This is a genomic window from Meiothermus sp. CFH 77666 (assembly GCF_017497985.1).
Taxonomy (GTDB): Bacteria; Deinococcota; Deinococci; order Deinococcales; family Thermaceae; genus Meiothermus.
This window is the reverse complement of record NZ_JAGDFV010000017.1, coordinates 38115-57411: the sequence shown is the minus strand read 5'-3', so window position 1 is coordinate 57411 and position 19297 is coordinate 38115. Positions and strand designations below refer to the sequence as shown.

Annotated in this window: 16 protein-coding genes and 1 tRNA gene; 9 read left to right on the top strand and 8 right to left on the bottom strand. The window is 61.4% G+C overall.

From position 1 onward, the window contains the following. Positions 1-99 precede the first annotated feature (99 nt). Positions 100-1905: an excinuclease ABC subunit UvrC gene (gene uvrC, locus J3L12_RS10105; RefSeq protein WP_208014932.1), complete on the bottom strand. Its 1806-nt coding sequence runs from the start codon at positions 1903-1905 to the stop codon at positions 100-102. A gap of 164 nt (positions 1906-2069) precedes the next feature. On the opposite strand from uvrC, the gene J3L12_RS10100 reads away from it, so the two are divergent. Further along, a complete protein-coding gene (locus J3L12_RS10100; protein ID WP_208014931.1) occupies positions 2070-2474 on the top strand; it encodes an NADH-quinone oxidoreductase subunit 15 in 405 nt (134 codons plus the stop codon). A gap of 13 nt (positions 2475-2487) precedes the next feature. Here J3L12_RS10100 and J3L12_RS10095 read toward each other — a convergent pair whose 3' ends face one another. Both J3L12_RS10095 and J3L12_RS16730 read right to left on the bottom strand, forming a co-directional pair. Continuing rightward, positions 2488-3288, bottom strand: a complete 801-nt coding sequence (locus J3L12_RS10095) for a cyclase family protein (RefSeq protein WP_243455140.1) — start codon at positions 3286-3288, stop codon at positions 2488-2490. 95 nt (positions 3289-3383) lie between these two features. Then, positions 3384-3836: a winged helix-turn-helix domain-containing protein gene (locus J3L12_RS16730; protein WP_243455132.1), complete on the bottom strand. Its 453-nt coding sequence runs from the start codon at positions 3834-3836 to the stop codon at positions 3384-3386. Between J3L12_RS16730 and queG the strand changes: the two genes are divergently transcribed. Together queG and J3L12_RS10080 are read left to right on the top strand one after the other, a co-directional pair. Next, the gene (queG, locus tag J3L12_RS10085) at positions 3735-4784 is read left to right on the top strand and encodes a tRNA epoxyqueuosine(34) reductase QueG (protein WP_243455139.1); all 1050 of its coding nucleotides are present in this window, start codon (positions 3735-3737) and stop codon (positions 4782-4784) included. The genes J3L12_RS16730 and queG overlap by 102 nt on opposite strands. 53 nt (positions 4785-4837) lie before the next feature. Beyond that, entirely contained in the window at positions 4838-5185 is a 348-nt protein-coding gene (locus J3L12_RS10080) for a DUF1801 domain-containing protein (protein ID WP_208014928.1), read from the top strand. A 13-nt stretch (positions 5186-5198) separates the two neighbouring features. Here J3L12_RS10080 and J3L12_RS10075 read toward each other — a convergent pair whose 3' ends face one another. The 5 genes from J3L12_RS10075 to J3L12_RS10055 all read right to left on the bottom strand — a co-directional run bounded on the left by J3L12_RS10075 (position 5199) and on the right by J3L12_RS10055 (position 12545). Further along, positions 5199-5399 carry a hypothetical protein gene (locus J3L12_RS10075; RefSeq protein WP_208014927.1) on the bottom strand — a complete coding sequence of 67 codons (201 nt, stop codon included), beginning with the start codon at positions 5397-5399 and terminating at the stop codon, positions 5199-5201. A 12-nt stretch (positions 5400-5411) separates the two neighbouring features. Continuing rightward, complete coding sequence (locus J3L12_RS10070; RefSeq protein WP_208014926.1) at positions 5412-5555, bottom strand: hypothetical protein; 144 nt, start codon at positions 5553-5555, stop codon at positions 5412-5414. 12 nt (positions 5556-5567) lie between these two features. Next, positions 5568-8096 (bottom strand): C1 family peptidase, encoded by a 2529-nt coding sequence (locus tag J3L12_RS10065; protein WP_208014925.1) that lies wholly within the window; start codon positions 8094-8096, stop codon positions 5568-5570. Between the two features lie 161 nt (positions 8097-8257). Then, positions 8258-11722 carry an AAA family ATPase gene (locus J3L12_RS10060; RefSeq protein ID WP_208014924.1) on the bottom strand — a complete coding sequence of 1155 codons (3465 nt, stop codon included), beginning with the start codon at positions 11720-11722 and terminating at the stop codon, positions 8258-8260. A gap of 112 nt (positions 11723-11834) precedes the next feature. Then, the gene (locus tag J3L12_RS10055; RefSeq protein ID WP_208014923.1) at positions 11835-12545 is read right to left on the bottom strand and encodes a metallophosphoesterase family protein; all 711 of its coding nucleotides are present in this window, start codon (positions 12543-12545) and stop codon (positions 11835-11837) included. Between the two features lie 119 nt (positions 12546-12664). Here J3L12_RS10055 and lnt point away from each other — a divergent pair, with 119 nt between their 5' ends. The 6 genes from lnt to J3L12_RS10025 all read left to right on the top strand — a co-directional run bounded on the left by lnt (position 12665) and on the right by J3L12_RS10025 (position 19246). Beyond that, positions 12665-14059: an apolipoprotein N-acyltransferase gene (gene lnt / locus J3L12_RS10050; RefSeq protein WP_208014922.1), complete on the top strand. Its 1395-nt coding sequence runs from the start codon at positions 12665-12667 to the stop codon at positions 14057-14059. Between the two features lie 36 nt (positions 14060-14095). After that, positions 14096-14181: transfer RNA gene (locus J3L12_RS10045), tRNA-Leu, on the top strand. Between the two features lie 23 nt (positions 14182-14204). Beyond that, positions 14205-14432, top strand: coding sequence for a preprotein translocase subunit SecG (gene secG / locus J3L12_RS10040; protein ID WP_208014921.1), 228 nt, complete (start codon positions 14205-14207; stop codon positions 14430-14432). A 245-nt stretch (positions 14433-14677) separates the two neighbouring features. Further along, positions 14678-16411: an ABC transporter substrate-binding protein gene (locus tag J3L12_RS10035; protein WP_208014920.1), complete on the top strand. Its 1734-nt coding sequence runs from the start codon at positions 14678-14680 to the stop codon at positions 16409-16411. 55 nt (positions 16412-16466) lie between these two features. Next, positions 16467-17663, top strand: coding sequence for an ABC transporter permease (locus tag J3L12_RS10030; RefSeq protein WP_208014919.1), 1197 nt, complete (start codon positions 16467-16469; stop codon positions 17661-17663). A gap of 11 nt (positions 17664-17674) precedes the next feature. Continuing rightward, positions 17675-19246: an ABC transporter permease gene (locus J3L12_RS10025; protein WP_208014918.1), complete on the top strand. Its 1572-nt coding sequence runs from the start codon at positions 17675-17677 to the stop codon at positions 19244-19246. Positions 19247-19297: the final 51 nt, after the last annotated feature.

Sequence of the window (19297 nt, the reverse complement as noted above, 5' to 3'; positions counted from 1 at the left end):
AGCCTACCGTGTCGGAAAGGGGAATGCCAGTCTGGGGCTATGCACCACAGACGATGAACCATTGACCATTGACTATCGACTATCGACTATCGACTTTCCTCACCTAGCCGGTGACCCCTCTGAGCCGCTGCTTGCCTTCAGGGCCTTCAGCACTGCCTGGGCACTGCGTCTGTCGAGACCCGGTAGCCTGGCCAGGTCGTCTAGGCTCATGGCTTTGAGCTCTTCCAGGGTGGAGAAATGATTCAGCAGGGCTCGCTTGCGGGCGGGCCCAATGCCTGGAATATCGTCGAAGATGCTTTTCAGGGTCTTCTGGCTGCGGAGTTTGCGGTGGAACTCGAGGCCGTTGCGGTGGGTTTCATCACGCTGATAAATCAGGAGCTGCAGCGCCGGGTGCGTAAGCGGAAGGGCTATGGTTTTGCCGTCGGGTAAAACCAACGTCTCTTCGCGCTTGGCCAGCCCCACCAGCGGAATGTCCAGACCGGCCTGCTCGAGGCCCTTCCGGGCGGCCCGCACCTGCCCCAAGCCGCCGTCAATCAGAATCAGGTCGGGGATGGGCATACTCTGGGCCAGGCTGCCGGTAAAGCGCCGCAGAAGGGTTTGCTCCATGGCAAAAAAGTCGTCGGGCTGGCCCTCCAGGCCCCGGATTTTGAGACGGCGGTACTCGGTTTTTTTGGGCCGGCCCCCCTCGAACACGGTAATAGAACCCACCACGCTCTCGCCCAGCAGATTCGAGATGTCGTAGCCCTCAATGCGGTAAGGACGGCGCGAAAGCCCCAGCACCTCCATCAGCCCCTTGAGGCCGGGGTGGTCGCCTTTGCGCTCCAGGATTTTAAGCTCGCTCTGTAGTGCGGTGTGGGCATTGTTCTGGGCCAGCTCAATCAGGCGGGTTTTGTCGCCCCGCTGGGGGATGCGTACCTCTACCTTGCGCCCTTTGCTGCTCAGAAAGGCTGAGAAAGCGTCCTGGGCTTCCAACTCGAAGGGCAGCAGCACCAGAGGGGGCAGTGGGGTGGCCTCTAGGTAGTAGTCGCGTAAAAAGGCCTCCAGCAATTCGGCATCGCTGGCTTCTTTCACACCTTCCACAAACCGGCTGATGCGCCCGAGCATCTGGCCCCCCCGCATCTGGTAGTGCTGAAGCAGGGCGTAGTCGCCCGCCCGGGCAAAACCCAGAAAATCCAGGTCGCCGAGGTCGGGGTCGTAGGCTTGCTGGCTGGTGCCGAAAAAGCTTCGCACCGCGCCTAACTGGTCGCGGATTTCCGCAGCCCGCTCAAAGTCCTGCTGCTGGGCGGCCTCCCGCATCTGCTTTTCCAGGCTTTCGTAGAGGGCCTCTACTTTGCCGTCCAGGAGGTCTTCGACCTGCTGTACTACTACCCGGTACTGTTCGGGGTCGGCCTTGCCCACGCAGGGGGCCAGGCAGCGTCCCATAGAGTGGTTGAGGCAGGGGTAGCGCCTTTTTTTGAAGGGGAAACCGGAGTTCTGACGCAAGGGGAAGAAGCGATCCACCAGACGCTTGATGCGCCGCACTGCCGAAGCCTCGGGGAAAGGCCCCCAGTAGCGGGCCCCGTCGTTTTGGATCCGCCGCACCACCATCAGCATGGGCCATTCCTCGTTGGTCAGCTTCAGGAAGGGGTAGTGCTTGTCGTCCTTCATCAGGACGTTGTAGTGGGGGCGGTGGTGTTTGATCAGGTTGGCCTCGAGCAAAAGCGCCTCGACCTCGTCGCGTAGCACGATGAACTCGAGGGTGGTGGCTTCCCTCGAGATCCGCAGGCTTTTGCCTTCACTGTGAAAATAGCTGGTCACGCGGGCTTTCAGGTTTTTGGCCTTGCCCACGTAGATAATGCTCTGGCCGTTCTTCCAAAGGTAAACCCCTGGAGCCTCGGGCAGGGGGGGAAGGTCTTCCAGCCGCATGTAAACCCTATCCTAGTACAGCCCGAAGAACCTTGTGTAACTTGCTTCCTACCGTTGAGTGGTCAGGATAGGCGCTTGGGCCAACCCAGGTGAGAATCGAGTGATCGGCTCTGGCATCACGCGGTCTTTTAGACTTTAGGGCTACAAACCAATAAACTAAGGGTATGAGTGCTGTCCATGACCCTCATCACGACGAAATGCTCTACCAGGCCTGGGTTCAGGTCATCGAATGGATGAAGGAATACGCTGCCGAAAAAGGGGTGCAGTTCACTAAAGAATCCGACTTCCCCGACTTCATCTACCGCATGGAGCGCCCCTACGAGGTGCCCACCACCATGATGGCGGTCTCGCTTTCGGATGACCGGGGAGAGCCTTTCTTCTTTGCCTCGGTCTCGCCCCGTCATGCCAAGCTCAAGCACGTGGCCTTCCGAGTTCCGGGGGGTCACATCCACTATCATGCCCACTGGGAAGATGGCAAAGGCCTTGTGTTGGAGGGCAAATTCCCCCTTACCAGGGAAAAGCTCTACCAGATGGCCGACCGGGCTAGGGCTGCACTGGTGCGGGCTTAGAAAAACAGCCGGTTTACCAGATTGCCATCACACGGCTAGGCCCGCCCGAGGCCCCCTTGTGCTTGGGCCCACCCACAATAATCATGGCCCCACTGGGGCGCACGGAGGCCAGGTTGGCCAGGTTCTCGAGGCCGTACTTGCCAGCACCCAGCAGGGTTACATGGCTTTTGAAATCCTTGGAAGCGCCAAAGTCGAGCGACAGGGTGTCTACTCCCACCCCCACAATGTTTCGCTCTCTCACTAAAAATTCTGCTGCAGATGGGCTAAAGCCAGGATAGTGCTGAACATTTGAAGCATCCAGATTGACGAAGGCTTTGGCGTCGTTCACGCGGCTGTCCCAGCCCGAGTACATGGCCACAAAGGCCCCATTGGGTAGCCGCCCGTGGCTGCGCTCCCAGGCCAGGATGTCGTCTACCGTAACCTCGGCGTCGGGGTTGCGGTCGGCCTTGGCCTTGATGTTGATAACCGCCAGGGGGGCAATCAGCCGGTTCACCGGAAGCGCATCTGCGGTGGCGGCGCCATCTACAAAATGGGCGGGGGCGTCCATGTGGGTGCCGGTGTGCTCCCAGATTTCCAGGGTGTTGCCGTAGTAGCCATCCTTCTTGACCGTCACTACCTCGCGGATTTTCATGGGGCTGGCGCCGGGGAACATGGGGAAGCTGGGCGAGACCAGGTGGGTCAGATCAGCCACGTTGCTGAAGGCTTTGCCGGCCACCTGGCTCTGGGCCTGCGCGCTGCTGGCCGCTACCGCAGCCATGCCGACCGCCACACCCAAAAGTTCCCGACGGCTGAGGCTTTTTTCCACCAGACCCATCACACACGGTGCGCACATAAAGTAACCTCCCTGCTGATAACCTCAAGCACCCGCCAAACGGGATTGTGTTCAGGCAATGCTCGAGTGCCTCGAGTCTATGACTCGGGTGAATAAAAATGCAACCTGCTCCCTGGGGCATATCCAATGGGGCTTTTTCCCCGCAGGATCTGGATTAGGCGGGGTTCGACCAGGGCCTCGAGTTTCTGCCGCAGTGGTTTGACGTAGACCTCCACGATGTTGGCATCGCCAAAGAAGTCGGTGCCCCAGACCTGATCGAGCAGCACCTGCTTGAAAAGCTCCCGTTCGGGCTGGCGCATGAAGGTGTGCAGCAGGCGGAACTCGAGCCCGGACAGAAACCCAGCCTTGTATTGCCTTACCGAACCCTGCACAATCAGGGTGTGAATGCGGCGGAAATCCTGACCCAGGCCGCGCAGCAGCAGGGCTTTCTGACGGCCTGGGCGGGGGTGGAATTGCCGCACGATACCCAAGCCCGTTACCAGGCTTGGCTTGCCGGGGGTCGGCAGGCCGAAATGGCCTATCTGAGCCAAAATCTGAGTACCCGACTCAACCCCAGCAGCCGATTAAGCTGGGCAAGGAGTGTGCTGGTGTTAGCAGTCCCTCATGCCTACCCGCCACCCCAGCGCCCCCCCGGCGGCATTCGGCTGGGCCGGGTGGCCCGCTACGCCTGGGTGCGGGACTACCACCTGCTGCTTCAGCCTTACTTGCAAGACCTCGAGCGCCTCGCCCAGAGCCTGGGCCTGCGAGCTAAGGGCTACGTGGACACCGGCCCCCTCTCCGAGCGCTCCTACGCCGCGCTGGGCGGCCTGGGCTGGATCGGGCGCAACGCCATGCTGATGCGGATGGGCGAAGGCACTTACCTCACCCTGGCCGTGCTGCTCACCTCCCTTCCTGCTCCAGTAGAACAGGCGCTTTACCCCAACCGCTGCGGCACCTGTCGGCGCTGTGTAGCGGGCTGTCCTACCGGGGCGCTACTGGGCGATGGAACGCTGGACTCGAGGCGCTGTATCAGCTACTGGACCATCGAACACCGGGGCCTGATTCCACCCTCGATGTGGGAGGGGATTGGAGATTGGCTGTTTGGCTGCGACATCTGCCAGGAGGTGTGCCCCTGGAACCGCAAAGCCCGGGCCTTCTGGCAAGGTTTTGTGCCCGAGCCCGAGCTGGCCTACCCCAACCTGGAGGACTTTTTTTACCTCTCCTCCAAAGCCTTTGAGCGCAAGTATGCCGGAACGGTTTTTCTGCGCCCCGGCCGCACCCGCATGGCCCGCAATGCCCTGGTGGTGCTGGCCAATCTGGGCAACCCCGACTACCTCCCCCTGGTGTGCCAGGGGGCCCGCGATGTCAACCCCCTGGTGCGGGCTACAGCCGCCGAGGCCCTGGCCCGCCTGGGCGATCTGGACTCGGTTATTCCGCTATTGCAAGACCCAGAGCCGTCGGTGGCGGGGGTAGCGCGGGCGTTGCTTGGAGGTCACTGACGCAGGAGGGCTGAGAGGGAGTATGTTTCTGGCGGAGGATACAATACTGCAACATGGCACTCTCCTCGCACGAAGCCTATTTCAACACGGTTTCTCCGGCGGCCCGGCAGCGGCTCGAGGCCATCCAGGCCAGGGTCGAGGCCTTGCTGCCGGGGGTCGCCCGTTGCATTGGCTACCAGATGCCAGCCTTCCGAGATGGGCGGATATTCTTCTACTTTGCGGCCTTCCAGAAGCACATCGGCATCTATCCACCCGTTACCCAGGATGCAGCCCTCATGCGGGAGCTTGCGCCCTACCGGGGTGCGAAGGGCAACCTGTCGTTCCCGCACGATCAGCCTTTGCCCATCGAGCTGATTGGCCGGGTGGCGCTTGCGCTACACCTCGAGTATGCCCGCAAATGAGTTCCTGACCGAACTACCGTAAACGCCCCCTGGGAACAGGGTTGGTGAGGCTGGCCAGATGCCGGGCCAGCTCCAGGGGGGAGTCGAACTCGAGGCGCTCGGAGAGGTCGGTTTTTTCCAGGGTGGCGTGCCAGGGCTGGCTCTGGGTCTCGAGGTAGACCCAGAGCCGGTATTCCCGCAGCAGATGGGGAGCGGTGGGTCGGGTAGGTTTCATAGGGGTTCTTCTTCAACCTCGGGTAGGAACCTTGGCCCAGTGAACGGTGGTGGTGCGGGCCGGGTCGTCCGGCAGGTAGGCCACCGGAACCCGCTGCCCCACCAGCAGCAGCATGAACCCGCCCAAACCGCCAAAAGCCCGCCCCATGGTGCGCATCTCGCTTCCTTTCTACTGCACTTGCCCAATGCTGATGTTGACCTGGTCGGTGCCGGTCAGGTTCTCGGGGTCGGTGATGGAAAGCCGGAGTTGCATGAGCTTGACCCCGTTGTTGTTGATACCGTAGTCGGCAGGAGTGAAGCAGGGGAAAGGAATCTGGTTCAGGGTGCAGGTCTTGGGCACAATGGTCCAGCTCTGGCTGCCGTAGATGAGCCGCCAGACCACCGTGTACTGGCTACCTGGCCCGCCGCCGGGGTCGGTCAGGCTGTAGGTAAGCCGGATGTTATTGTTGGCCAGGAAGGAATCGTTATCCTTGGGGTTAAGGATAGTCACCACCGGCGGGCCGCTGGGGGGCGGATTGTTCACAGTGAAGGTGCGGGTTGCACTTCCCTGGGCTCCGTAGGGGTCGGTGGCCCGCAAGGTGATGGTACGGGTGCCAGCGCTGGCAAAGCTGGCCGTGAATTCACAGCCGCTCCCCAGGGTATCGGCGCTGTTGCTGCTGCTCCAGGTGAGGCTGCTACAGGGCAGCTCTACCGGGAAGGCCCCGTCGCTGTCCAGGCCCCGGCCTCGGAACAACAGGGTTTGTCCGACCAGGGCGGTGGTGGTGTTGGGGCTGATGATTTCGGCGGTGGGGGGCAGGTTGGTTCCGCGCACGGTGATGGAGGCCGAAGCCGTAAAGCCCAGCGCATCGCGGGCGGTGACAGTAATGGTGTGGAGCCCGGGGGAGTTAAAGCGGGCCGTCACGTTGTTACCACTGCCCAGTTCACCGTCCTGGCTGGAAGTCCAGGTGACGGCGGGTGTTTCCCCATCGGGGTCGGTGACAGAAGCGCTGTAGGTAACGGACTGCTTGTAGGGGAAGCTAGCCCCATCGGCTGGTGTGGTGATGCTGATGCTGGGTGGGCGGTTCTTGAAGATGTTGGATCTGGAGGCGCTGAAGACGGTGATGTTCTTGAAGAAGTCCCTGGCCCATTTCACCGAGACGTAGACCAGTCCACCATCGCCATAGCACCGGCCCCAGGAATTCTTCAGGATAAAGTATCCGCCCCCCTGCCCACTGGGTGCATTGAAGAGCTTCTCCTGGATTTTGCTGTTCGAGAGGTAGCCCACCAGATGGATGGCATGGCCACCCAGCACATTGTCGCGATGGTCCCAAAGGAAGCCGTTCGAATCTAGATCATCCATCCCTCTAGTGACCTCCAGGGCCACCACCATGGGCCGTCCGGCTGCCAGGAGGTTGCGGATGGTGTTGAGGGGAAGGTCGTCGCCGTTCTCCCATAGCAGATACGAGCTGCTCATTTTGAAGCCCTCGTTGTTGCTGGGGGGTCTGCTGCCGCAGTAGTAGTTCCCGCCAACCTGGGTACACAGGAACTGGCTTTGATGGGTGGTATTGGAGCAGCGCTCGTTGTAGTCCAGGCAGGATCCGATGTAATCCGCTTCTTCATCGGCGGCATCATCGTCTTTCCGCTTTAGGGAGGGGTTGTAGTTCCACTGATCTTCAAATGGCAGGCGGTAGCCACTCTCGCTAAACTTCTCGGCTACGTCGGCGGTGGGTGCGCCTTCATCGTAGTCGTCGGCATCCCAGACGGTCTTGATCCTGTTGTAAAGGAACTGCTCCGAGAGGTTGACCCACCTCCCGTCGCGAACAGCTACAAGAGTTTCAGCTGCTGAGGTCAGGGCAAAGCCAGTACAAGAGCCACGGCGGCCCTGGTTCTTGGTGCTGGTGGTGAAGTACTTGAGTGGCCAGTGCAGGTTCTTGTACAGGCCACTGGCCCGATAGTCGCACTGCCTGCCGATGCGGTCACTGCCCAGGCCGGAGCGCTCCTCGTTGGCAGGGCTGGTGGGGAAATTGGGGGGCTGGTAGGGGTCGGCCTGAGCGCTTATCCCCAGGCGTTGCTGGGCTGCCCGGAGCGCCCGTTCTTCCAGCGCTGCTACCTGCCCCTCGAGCTTCTGCTCGAGCTGGGCCAGCGCGGTGCGAATCTCCGCAAAACTTTTGCCGGAGAGTGAGGCCGGGGTGGGCAGCCCAGTCTTGAGGTCATCGGGCAGGCTATCGTAAGCCTCTGTGTACAGCCCCAGCTGATTGTCTACCCGCATATAGCGCTCATGTGCGGCCAGCAGATCGCGGAGCTTGGCGCGCGGCCCCATGGTAATCACACTTTCGCTCTGGCCGGCGTTGTTGGTAAGGGTGATCAGGTAGTTGTCCCCTGCTAGCTTCTTGATGTTGGGGTCGCTCAGGTCGGGCTCTTTGAGAAAAACACCCAAACTGGGGCGTTGTCGTACCAGGTTCTGGATGCTGACCTGGTCGGCTTTGAACTGATCCTCGGCCTTCTTCTCACGGGCCTGGCGGGCCGCCTGGGACTCCCAGCGGAAATCGGGGTCTTGGCTCAGTTGCCGGAACTCCTCCGGACTGACCAGTTGGGCTCCAGCCGGAGGGGGGCTGCCATGGGCGTTTTCCGGGGTGAACACTTTTTCGCCCCCACCCCCCGAACAGGCCAGCAACAGGCCCGTCAAAGTAAACAGTGACAATCTTCTGGCAAAAGTCATGGGTTCCCCCTTGCTACGGTGTATGGGTTGCACCGTGAGCCAAGGCTAGGAAAGCGAGCGTTGCAAAGGCGTTGCAAGGCAATCCCTACGGGTGTTGCAAAGTTTGTGATGGGGGACTTGGGGGCTGGGTTGAGCTGCCCAGCCATTTGTGGGCTGCTTGTTTATCGGAGCCCGTCTCGCTGCCTTTGCAAGAAGGTCTGCTTGAGCTCGAGGTAGCCCTCGAGCGTTGCGGCCAGGGCCTGTACGCTCTGCTGGGTCTCCCGGCGCAATGGGCTGTTTGGAAGGGTTTCTAACAAAACGCGACGCAGCTCGAGCCCCTCCAGCGGGGGGGCTTTGCCGGAAGCCAACAGCGCCTGGGCCTCCAGGAGCAAGGGCTCCAGCGGTTGGCCGAGCTGGCGGGTGGCCTCGAGGCGCACCGCCAGGTTCAGGGCTTGCAGGGCCCCGCTGGGGTAGCGGGTCTGGGCCAGGGCCAGGGCTTTTTCGGGCTCTTTCTGGCGGTTGGCCAGCAGGCCCAGGTAACAAGAGACCGTAGCCTGGGCCTCGGGCAGGCTTGGGGGCTCTGCCTGAAGCGGCTCGAGCAGAGCCTGAGCGGCGGAGAGGCGGCCTTCCAGCAGGTAGAGCAGGGCCTGGGTGGTGCGAAGCTGGGGGGACTCGGGTTGGAGCTGCTTTAGGGCCGCGCAAACCTCCCAGCCCTGGGGCAAGGCCCCCAGATAGCCCAGCCAGGTGGCCTGGAGGGCCCGCAGGCTCACCTGCTGGTCGCGCTCACCCAGGGCATCGGCCATGGCGATGGCCGCCTGCAACGCGCGGAGGGCAGCCCCCAGGTGGCCCGAAAGGTACTCCACCTCGGCCAGGCGGCGCTTGAGGGTGCTCTGGGTACGGGGGTGGGCGTTTTTGAAACGGGTCTCGGCTTCCAGCAGGTGGTCACGGGCTTCGGGCAGGGCCCCGGCCTCGAGCTGCACCCGCAGCAGGTTGGTCAGGAAGGCGAAGGCCAGGGTTTCGTCCTGGAGCCGGTAGGCCACCTCGAGGGCCTGGCCCAGGGTCTGCCCGGCCTGTTCGGTCTGGTTGGTGGCCAGTTCCAGCCGGGCCCGCGCATTGAGGGCCAGGGCGTGGTCGCGCTGCCAGGGCTGGGTGAGCCGCAGGGCCTGCTCCACCTGCTGCCGGGCCTGCTCGGTCTGGCCCTGTTGTAGCAGGGGATAGGCCAGGTCTATAGAGAGGGTTGGTATCAGTTCGAAGGCGTACTGCCGGGCTGCCTCGAGGCCTTGCTCGAGGTGCCGGATGGCCCCCGCAGAATCCCCCAGCCGAAACAACGACGAACCCGAAAGCCGCAGCGCCAGCACCCGGCTGGGGCCGTCGGGGGCGCGCTCCAGGGCAGCCTGGGCTTTGCTCCTGGCCTGCTCGTAGCGCCCCTGGTGAAACAGGAGGCGGGCCCAGGCCACGTCCAGTTCGGCCTGTTCGCTGCTGGAGCGGGCGGTGCCGTCTAGCCGTTCCAGTTCCTGCTGGGCCCGGGCATAGTCCAGTTGGTTCTGATACAGGTTGGCCAGGGCCAGGTGCACCCCAAAGGCTTCGGGGAGCCTGAGGCCCAGTTCCAGGGCCCGCTGGTACTGAGCGAGGGCCTCGGGGTGGGCGTACACCCGTTCGGCGGTCTGGGCGGCCCGGATGCGCCAGCGGATGACCTCCTGAGGCTCCTGGGCTCGCTCGAGGTGCTCGGCAATCTGGGCAGCAGGCCCGTCCAGGCGTTCCAGGCTGGCTGCCAGTTTGCGGTGCAAGAGGCGTTTGCGCTCGGGGGAAAGGGCCTCCCGCAGCGACTCGGCAAAGAGGTCATGGGCGAACCGGTAGCCGTGGGGACTGGACTCCAGGATGGCCGCTTCCAGGGTTTGCTCGAGGGCTTCTACGGCCTCCCACTCGGAGAGCGCGGTAGCCCCGCCCAGCGTTGCCAGGCTGAACCCATCTGTGGCCAGACAGGCAGCCTCCAGCAGCCGCCGGGCACCTTCACCCAGGTTTTCCACCCGGCGCAGCACGGCCTCTCGAACGCTTTTGGGGATGGGCAACTCCCGATAATCGCTGGTTTCCTGGTCAAACGGCGTTTCCCAGCCGCCCTCCTGATTGATGCGTAGCAGGCCCGACTCGAACAGGGTTTTGAGGGTTTCCAGCAGAAAAAAGGGATTGCCGGCGGTAGCCCGGTAAAGTCTCTGGGTAAAGATCTGGCCCTCGGGGGAACCCGACATCCGCCGCACCAGCTCGAGCATCTGCGGCGCTGAGAGGGGTTTGAGCTCGAGTTCCAGACCAGGGCCCAGGGCGTGTAGCTGTCGGAGCAGGCGCTCTGCTTCTGGGCCAAGCTCGCCTCTGCGATACGCCCCCAGAAACCGATATGCCTGACCCCGCTCGTGCAGCCGCTGGAGCGCAAACATGAGCAACTCCAGGCTTTGCAGGTCGAAGTACTGGAGGTCGTCGAACACCAAACCGCCGGTTTCTCGGAGGGCGCTTTCCAGAAAGACCACATAGGCTTCGTACAGGCGCAGGCGCTCGTCGGGGGCCCTGAGGGGTGGGGGTGGAGCGTCTTCCAGTTCCGGCACCAGTCGGGCCAGTTCGAGGCGTACCCAGGGCGCCAGCCCAGGGTTCGGCTGGGTTTGCCACTGTTCGCGGATGGCTCGGCTCAGGGTAGCAAAAGGCAGGCAGGCATCGGTGGGGCGGCCCTGGTGAAGCAGGGGCCGTCCCTGGTGCAGCATGAACTCGCGCAGTAAGCGGGTCTTGCCCACCCCCGCCAGGCCACCGAGCAGCACCCACTGCCCATCGGCCCAGGCGCTCTCCATCTGCTGCCAGACCTGTTCGCGCCCTACCAGTGGGGCAGTTAGGGGCAGGACAGAGCCTGCGGGCTGCACGGCAAGGGGCCTGGTTTCCACCGACCGTGCGCTGCGAATCTGTTCGGCCAGGTGCAGGGTCTCGGGTAGGGGCTCGAGGCCCAGTTCCTGCCTCAGGGTTCCCCTGAACTGCTCGAAGCGCTCCAGCGCCGCCTCGCGCTCTCCCAGCAGATAATAGAGCCGCATCACCTCGCGCTGGTGGCGCTCTTGCAGGCTGTCCTGGGCCAGCAGTTGCAGGTGAATCTCCAGCGCCCCCCGCCAGTCCCCCCGGGTCTCGAGGTTCTCAGCCTGGTACAGGAGGGTTCGTTGCCACAGGCGGCCTAGCTCCTCGCGCTCTTGTGCGAGCCACTCGCTGAACCCGTCTGCTCCGGGCAGCTCGAGCGCTTCCAGCAAAGCGCCCCGGTACAGGTTGAGAGCCTCTTCATATCGGCCCTGCTCCACCAGCGCCCGGAACCGGGCTACATCGGTTTGCGCAGGGCTCGCCACACCGACTTCGTTGCTGCCTACCTGTACACAGTCTTTGAGCGGGGTCTCGCGCAGGCGGAAGAGTTCCCGGCGCAGGTTTCGCCGCGCACTTTCCTCGTCGTTTTCACTCCAGAACAACCCAGCCAGCTTGCTGCGGGGAGTGGGGCCCTCGAGGGCCAGATAAGCCACCAATCCCAAAAGCTTTTTGGTGGGCAGGGTGATACCCTGTCCCCCTAACCACACCCTAGGCGAGCCCAGCAGATGCAGCACCAGCTCGGATGGTTGGGGTAAGGTCTCTGGCATGGCTTATCCAGTGGGGGTAGGGAAAGGTTCTTGTTCATCACAACTAGCGGGGTTAGTGTGCTGCTGGTGAACAATGTGCGTGGTGGGCTGCAAATGAGATGCCCAAACCGCTTTACTTGGGGAATCGCCCCTGCCGCACCACTTCGGCCAGCACCTCCGGCAACTCCCAGGCGGCCAGGTCGAAAGTAACCTGGCCGTAATCGTAGGGCAGCTTGAGAAAGCGGTGATGAATTTCGCCGTGGATGTCGTCTTCCAGAATGAGCACATCGGCGCCAGGCTCACCCCCCAGGCTCAAGCCCACCGAGCCGGGGTCGTAGACCACCCCTTTGAGTACCACTCGGCGAAAGGGGATGTGCTTGCCCGCAACCACCGCATAACGTGAGCGGATGCTTTCCAGCATTTTCAAAATTTCTGCCGGGTGCGCGTCATTAAGATCAATTTTGTTTTCAGGGTCTTCTGGAGAGCCGTGAAACACCATCAGGCGGCCCCCAGGGGTGTCGTAACGGTGGCGCGAACGCAGATTGCGCAAAAAATGCATCTCGCGGGGGCCTAGTTGTTCGCGGGTCCAGATGATGGTGGTCTCGGCAATGCCTTCGCGGGCAGGGGAGGGGAGGTGATAGGCCACCCGGAGGTCGGCGGCCCCCGGAACGCAGGGGATACCTTCTCGGTCTAGCTTACGGATTACCTGGCGCGGATGAGGGCCATAACCCACCAGATCCCCCACGGCCAGCACCTGATCAATGCCCTCTTTGCGTAGAGCCTCCAGCGCCGCTTCAAGCGCTGGCAGGTTGGCGTGAATTTCCGCAATAATTCCCAGGCGCATGGCTGCTTCATTTTGACATGAAAAAGTTATGAAGTGGGCTCATATGGCCCTCATTGGCTAGGGTGTTGTCTGGCCTGAATGTTCAGGCGTTTTTCAACCTGACGACGTATGCTTTAGCGGTGCAGTTCTGGCTTCCCCTTCTATTAGGTGTAGCGCTGGCGCTCTGCCTGCCGCCCACGCCGCTGGGTTTTTTGATCCCGCTGCCCCTGATCTGGCTCCTGACGCGGGGGGGCTTTCGCTTTGGCTTGCTGGCTGGAATTGGCTTCTGGGCGGTGCATCTGGTCTGGCTACCGCTTAGTTTTGTGGTGCTATTTGAAACGCCCTGGGGCGCAGTGCCCTATCTTCCGCTGGTCTTGATCAAGGCCGCCGTCTGGGGGGTTGTGTTTGGCCTGACCCGGGACAAACCCCTCGCCCGTGCCGGGCTGTGGGTGGTGCAAGAGTACCTCACCTCCTTGGGGGAAGTCGCTTTTCCGTGGGGCTTTTTGGGCTATGCGCTGGTAGAGGCTCCGGGGCGGGTTTTTGCCAGCCTGGGCGGTGTCTACCTGCTTTCGCTACTGGTGTTGGCGGTGGCGCTCGGTCTGTACTTTGCCGGAAGGCGTGTAGCGCAAGAGCGAGTGGTCTTTTCTGCTCACAGCCTGGGGTTAATGGGCATTTTGTTGTTTTGGGTGGGGTTATGGATCATGCCACTGCCCACTACACAGGGGAACCTGGCCGCCCTGCTGGTGCAGGGCAACATCAACCCCTTGCGAAAGCTCGAGGGCCTCTCTGCCGAACAAACCTACCTGGAACTCACCCTCAAGGGTCTGCAAGCCCATCCCGAGGCCCAGGTCGTGATCTGGCCCGAGACCGCCGTAGCGAGCTTTTCGCCCCAGTTGCCGGCTTTGCTGGGTAGCCGGGAGCTTTTGAGCGGCCTCGAGACCGGCCTCACAAACCGGGCGGTGCGGGTGGTGGGCGGTCAGATCACCCACTTCTACGACAAAAACCGGCTGGTGCCCTTTGGCGAGAACTTTCCCTGGAGCGAGGCCCTGCGCCCGGTGTATCGGTTCTTTTTCCGGGCTTTCGGATTCGGTGGCGATCTGGCCAGCCGCACGCCTGGAACGGCCTACGTGCTCCTGGACAGATATGGCGCATTTATTTGCTATGAATCGGTCTTCCCATCGGTTGCGCGAAAGCTGGTTTTGAACGGTGCAGAGGTTTTGCAACTCGGCTCCAACGATGCCTGGTATGGCCCCAGCTTTGGGGGCTTGCAACACTTCCAGATGGGCCGCCTGCGGGCGGTGGAGACCGGGCGCTGGTTGCTCCGGGCCGGCAACGATGGCGTAACCGCCATCATTGACCCCTATGGCCGGGTTACGGCCCGTATTCCCCAGCGTCAACCCGGCTTTCTGGCAGGGCAGTTTGCTCTGCTGCAGGGCCAAACGCTCTATGTGCGCTGGGGGGATTGGGCGGTGGTGCTGGCGGGGGCTCTGGGAGTGCTCGGCTTGCGAATCCGTGCAAAAGGCACTATAGTTTAGACTTGCTGGCGAATAGGCCAGAACTTTTGCCTGCGTGCCGGGATGGCGGAATTGGTAGACGCACCCGACTCAAAATCGGACGGTTAACAGCCATGTGGGTTCGAGTCCCATTCCCGGCACCAACAAGCGCCCCTGGAGGCTCAGCGTGGAGATACTGCAAAACATCTTGATTTTTCTGTACATCGCCGTGGCCGGTTTTCTGGTCTACCTGGTGCTATCGCAAGAACCCAAACAGGGTGCAGGCGATATGTTTGGTGGTTCGACCGACCTCTTCAGTACCCGTGGCGTAACGGGCGGCCTCTACCGTATCACCGTGGTTCTGGGCGCCATCTTTGTGATACTGGCCTTTTCGTTCCGGTTTTTCAGCCGATAGACGGTTGGAAATATCTTTCACCAAGAGAACCCTCCGCCTGTGCTGGAGGGTTTTTTCCTATTAGCGCCGTGGAACATCGTTGTAAGCCCATCCACCGTTCGGTGGATGTATTCCAAGTGCAAATTCAGCTGCAAGCCCTTGACAGCCGCATGAAGGCTTTATAGCTTTGTACCAAGTCCATCTTGCCCAGGTTCTTCCCCTAAAACCGGGAAGGTGGAGAACTGTCCAGAATCAGGAGGCATGAAATGAAGAAACTGTTGGTCTTAGGAATGCTCGCCCTAGCCGGGTTGGTGATGGCCCAGCCCAAGGTGTTCAAGGGCACCGAGCCGGGCCGCGCCGGTGGTGCGTACCGGATCACCGCCATCTCCGACCCGCGTACCTGGAACCCCTTTGTGGCCCGGGAAACCTCTTCTACCGATATCATTGCTTTGTTCCTACCTTACCTGACTACATACGACCCTTACACCCAGGCTCCCGAGGGCCGTCTGGCCAAGTCCTGGGAGATCCGCAACAACGGTCTGACGGTTATCTTCAAGCTGCGTGAAGGGGCTAGGTGGTCGGATGGTCAGGCCATTGATGCCGACGATGTCATCTTCAGCGCTACCGTGCATGCCGATCAGCGGGTCAACTCCAACTCCCGCACCAGCTTCATCCTGGACGGCCAGCCCATTAAATGGACCAAGGTAGACCAGTTTACGGTGCGGGCCGACTTCCCCAAGCCCTATGCGCCGGCTCTGATCCAGGGCTGGTACATCGTGCCTGAGCACGTTTTCGGGCCTGCCTACCGCGCTGGGGTTCAGCAGCTTCAAGCGCTATGGAACCTGGACACCCCGCCAGCCCAGGTAGTCTCGGGCGGCCCCTTCAAGCTGGACAGCTACGTCAAGGGTGAGCGGGTGGTGCTGGTGCGCAATCCCAACTACTGGGGCGTGGACGAGCGCAACAACCCGGTGGCCTACATGGAGCGCTACACCGTACAGATTGTGCCCGACCTGAACGCCCAGCTAGCTCGTTTCCTGGCCGGGGATGCCGATACCTTCTCGGCTGCTAACGCCGACCAGGTGGCCCAGGTTTTGGAACGCATCCGCGGCAACCGTCTGCGGGCCGAAATTTTCCCCAACGTAGACGTTACCCTGGGTACCAACTTCATCGTCTTCAACTGGAACCACAAAGACTCCTTCAAAGAGAACCTCTTCCGCCAGGTCAAGTTCCGCCGGGCCATGGCGCACCTGATGGACAAGAAGTCCATGATTGAGGTAGCCCTGGGTGGGCTGGGTCAGCCGCAGTGGAGCCCCATTTCTATTCCCAACAAAGCTTTCTTCACCGACGATGTAGCCAAGTTCGAGTTCAACCCACAACGGGCCGTGCAGCTTCTGGCCGAGCTGGGCTTCCGCACCAAGAACCGCGATGGCTGGTTGGTTAACGCCGACGGTAAGGTGCTCGAGTTCAACCTGGTGACCAACCAGGGCAACAACGTGCGTGAGCGCATTGCCCAGATCTTCCGCGACGAGGCCCGCAAGGTGGGGGTCAAGGTGGAGTACCGCCCCATTGACTTCAACGAGCTGGTACGTCAGCTCACCAGCCCCGCGGCCGACGGTACCCGTGAGTTCGATGCCATCCTGATTGGCCTTACCGGCGGCATCGAGCCGGCCTTCAGCCGCAATGTGTGGGAGCTGAACGGCTCGCTGCACGCCTGGAACCTGGGCGTCGGCGGCAAGAACCCTGCCAAAGTAGAGGCTTTCGAGGTGCTGATCGATACCCTGATGAAGCGCGGGGCGACCACCCTCGACCAGGCCCAGCGTCGCCAGATTTACGTACAGTTCCAGAAGGTGGTGGCCGAAAACCTGCCGCTCATCTACACGGTGGCCCCGGCCTACAACCCGGCCCGCCTGACCCGCCTGGGGGGTATGTTCCCCAAAGAACAGATCAACTCCATCACCGGGCAGGCCCCCTACATCGAGACCATTTTTGCCAAGGAGTAATTGCCTTCGGGGGCAAGGGGTGGTTGGCCACCCCTTGCCTTCATGCTGAGGTGCTATGTTTGGCTACGTTGTACGAAGGCTGCTCCAGCTAATCCCCACTTTTTTTGGGGCTACCTTGCTGGCTTTCCTGGTAATACAGCTTGCCCCGGGCGATTTTGTGACGAGGCTCGAGCTCGACCCCACCCAAGACCGTGAATCCATCGCCAACCTGCGCCAGCAATTGGGCCTCGACCAGCCCCTGCCGGTGCAGTATGCCAAGTGGCTTTCGGGCATTCTGCAAGGCTACCTGGGCCTTTCGCTCTCGTATAAAACCGACGTTTGGAACGTGATTGGCCAGCGCATCCTAAACTCCATGGTATTGGTGGTGCTGGCCACCCTGATGATCTATCTGGTCGCTATTCCCATCGGGGTTTACTCGGCTATCCATAAGTACACCTGGCTCGATCGCACCTTTACCGTGCTGGCCTTTTTGGGCCTGGCCATTCCCAACTTCTTTTTTGGGCTGATCATGCTTTTTTTGGCGGTCTGGCTTTCTGACCTTACCGATATGCGAATTCTGCCTATCGGGGGGATGACCAACGAGTTTCTGCACCTAGGTAACATGACCCGTGCAGCCCAGTTGCTCTTCCCGCCAGCTTTGCTGGGTACGGTGGTTTTTGCAGGGCTGTTCTGGTGGCGCACCCAACGAAAGCAAGCGGCCACGTTTGGTATATGGGCGGGGCTGGTGCTGTTTGGCGTAAGCACCCTGCTAATGCTCTGGCCGCTGTTGCAAGGGCCGGGCTTGCCCGAACGGCTGCCCTACACTGAGTCGCCCCTCTGGGCCAGGGCCACTAACGTACTCTGGCACGCTTTCCCGGTGGTCATTGTGGTGGGTACTTCAGGCCTAGCCGGTCTCATGCGCGTCATGCGGGGCCAGATGCTGGACGTACTCTCACAAGACTACATCCGCACGGCGCGGGCCAAGGGTTTGAACGAGCGGGTGGTGATCTACAAACATGCCCTTCGCAACGCCATTATCCCCTTCATCGCCGGGATTGGCGGCTTGTTGCCGGGCCTGATCGGGGGTGCGGGCCTGGTGGAGGTGACCATGGCCTGGCCGGGCATTACCCCCGCGCTTTTAGAGGCCATCTCGGCCATTGACGTGTATGTGATTATGGGCCTCATCACCATCACCACGGTCTTGCTGATGATTGGTAATGTGATCTCGGATCTGCTTCTGGCCTGGGTAGATCCGCGCATCCGCTACAGCTAGGGGGAATGGACATGATTCAAAGAGCACAACGGAAGACCACCCCCCAGGCCAATCGAAGTTTCTTCCAGCAAGCCTGGATTCGCTTCAAGCGGCATCCCCTGGCCCGATTGGGGGCAGCGGTGCTGCTGGTGTTTTACCTGGGGGCTCTGTTTGCCGACTTTCTGGCCCCGTACCCTGAGGAAAAAAGCTTCCGCGATTTCTCCTTTGCTTCGCCTACACAAATATTCTGGCGAGATGAGAACGGGCGGCTCACCCGGCCCTATGTGTGTGCTGCGGAGCGGCGCAGGAACCTCGAGACCTTCAAGGTCGAGGTCATCACCGATTGTGAGAAGGGCCGCTACCCTATTTATTTCTTCGTTCAGGGTGAGCCCTATCGTTTCCTGGGGCTTATTCCCGCCAACCTGCGCCTGATGGGGGGCCCCTGGCTGCTGGAGGATCAGGCCAAACTCTTTTTGTGGGGCACCGACGACTTTGGCCGCGACATTTGGGGCCGCATCTGGTTTGGAGCCCGTATCAGCCTGACCATCGGCATTTTTGCAGTGGCCCTGGCGCTCGTGATCGGCATTTTTATGGGCAGCATCTCTGGCTTCTACGCAGGCCGCCCGGTCACTTTCAGTATCGGGCTGTTGAACCCGCGTTTCTGGGAGTTTGTGCGGAGTAGCCGCCCGCTGGATCATCTGCTGGCGCTTATCGGTCTGGTGCTGATAGCCGCTTTGCTCTGGGGAATGGGACAGGGTTACGAGCGCTACATTCGGCCCGACCTTCAGCGCGTGAGCACCCTGGCCCTTGGGAGCCTGGGTCTGGTGATAGGTCTGGTGGCGCTGGGGGCGCTGATGTACTTCCTGGTCTGGCGCAGTCACCTGGCCAGGGCCCTCTTATGGCTTGTGGCCTGGGGGAGTATAGCCTGGTTGCTGTGGATTACCGTTTGGGGCTTCTGGCAGAGCAGCCGGGGTTTGGAAGCCATCATCGCGGGTTTGATTGGTGCGGTGTTGCTGGGGGCTGTTGGTTATGTCCTGCTCTGGCCGCGCATTGAACTCGACCTCGACACCATTATTATGCGTGCGGTGGAGGTGCTGGCGGCCATTCCCGATTTGTTTTTGCTGATCATCCTTTCGGTGCTCATCCCCATGGAAGTGCCGCCTGCGGTGCGCTTCGTGCTGGTGGTGACCATTCTCTCTTTCGTGAACTGGGGTGGGCTGGCCCGCATCATCCGCAGTCAGGTACTGCAACTGCGCGAGATGGAGTTTGCTCAGGCGGCCCAGGCCCTGGGGGCGGGGGATGCCCGGATCATCATTCGGCACGTACTGCCAGGAACCTACACGTACCTAATCGTGGCAGTCACGCTGGCCATTCCCGGTTTTATCCTGGGCGAGTCGGGCCTTTCCTTCCTGGGGTTGGGCATTCAGGAACCGGCTACCTCCTGGGGGCTGATGCTTTCCAAGGCCCAGGCTACCGGCATCACGGCCTTTAGCGAGCGACCCTGGCTTCTGATTCCAGGGGTTTTTATCCTGCTGGCGGTGCTGGCCTACAACTTTATGGGAGACGGATTGCGCGATGCCCTTGACCCCCGCACCAAGGTGTAGGGCGATGGTTATCATGAACGTGTCCCCTATGGCGATATAATGTCACAACTT

What these genes read in the sequence shown, in the direction of transcription:
- uvrC (WP_208014932.1), bottom strand. Translation starts at nt 1,905, where the DNA reads ATGCGGCTGGAAGACCTTCCCCCCCTGCCCGAGGCTCCAGGGGTTTAC.
- J3L12_RS10100 (WP_208014931.1), top strand. Translation starts at nt 2,070, where the DNA reads ATGAGTGCTGTCCATGACCCTCATCACGACGAAATGCTCTACCAGGCC.
- J3L12_RS10095 (WP_243455140.1), bottom strand. Translation starts at nt 3,288, where the DNA reads ATGGGTCTGGTGGAAAAAAGCCTCAGCCGTCGGGAACTTTTGGGTGTG.
- J3L12_RS10080 (WP_208014928.1), top strand. Translation starts at nt 4,838, where the DNA reads ATGGCACTCTCCTCGCACGAAGCCTATTTCAACACGGTTTCTCCGGCG.
- J3L12_RS10075 (WP_208014927.1), bottom strand. Translation starts at nt 5,399, where the DNA reads ATGAAACCTACCCGACCCACCGCTCCCCATCTGCTGCGGGAATACCGG.
- J3L12_RS10070 (WP_208014926.1), bottom strand. Translation starts at nt 5,555, where the DNA reads ATGCGCACCATGGGGCGGGCTTTTGGCGGTTTGGGCGGGTTCATGCTG.
- J3L12_RS10065 (WP_208014925.1), bottom strand. Translation starts at nt 8,096, where the DNA reads ATGACTTTTGCCAGAAGATTGTCACTGTTTACTTTGACGGGCCTGTTG.
- J3L12_RS10060 (WP_208014924.1), bottom strand. Translation starts at nt 11,722, where the DNA reads ATGCCAGAGACCTTACCCCAACCATCCGAGCTGGTGCTGCATCTGCTG.
- J3L12_RS10055 (WP_208014923.1), bottom strand. Translation starts at nt 12,545, where the DNA reads ATGCGCCTGGGAATTATTGCGGAAATTCACGCCAACCTGCCAGCGCTT.
- J3L12_RS10035 (WP_208014920.1), top strand. Translation starts at nt 14,678, where the DNA reads ATGAAGAAACTGTTGGTCTTAGGAATGCTCGCCCTAGCCGGGTTGGTG.
- J3L12_RS10030 (WP_208014919.1), top strand. Translation starts at nt 16,467, where the DNA reads ATGTTTGGCTACGTTGTACGAAGGCTGCTCCAGCTAATCCCCACTTTT.
- J3L12_RS10025 (WP_208014918.1), top strand. Translation starts at nt 17,675, where the DNA reads ATGATTCAAAGAGCACAACGGAAGACCACCCCCCAGGCCAATCGAAGT.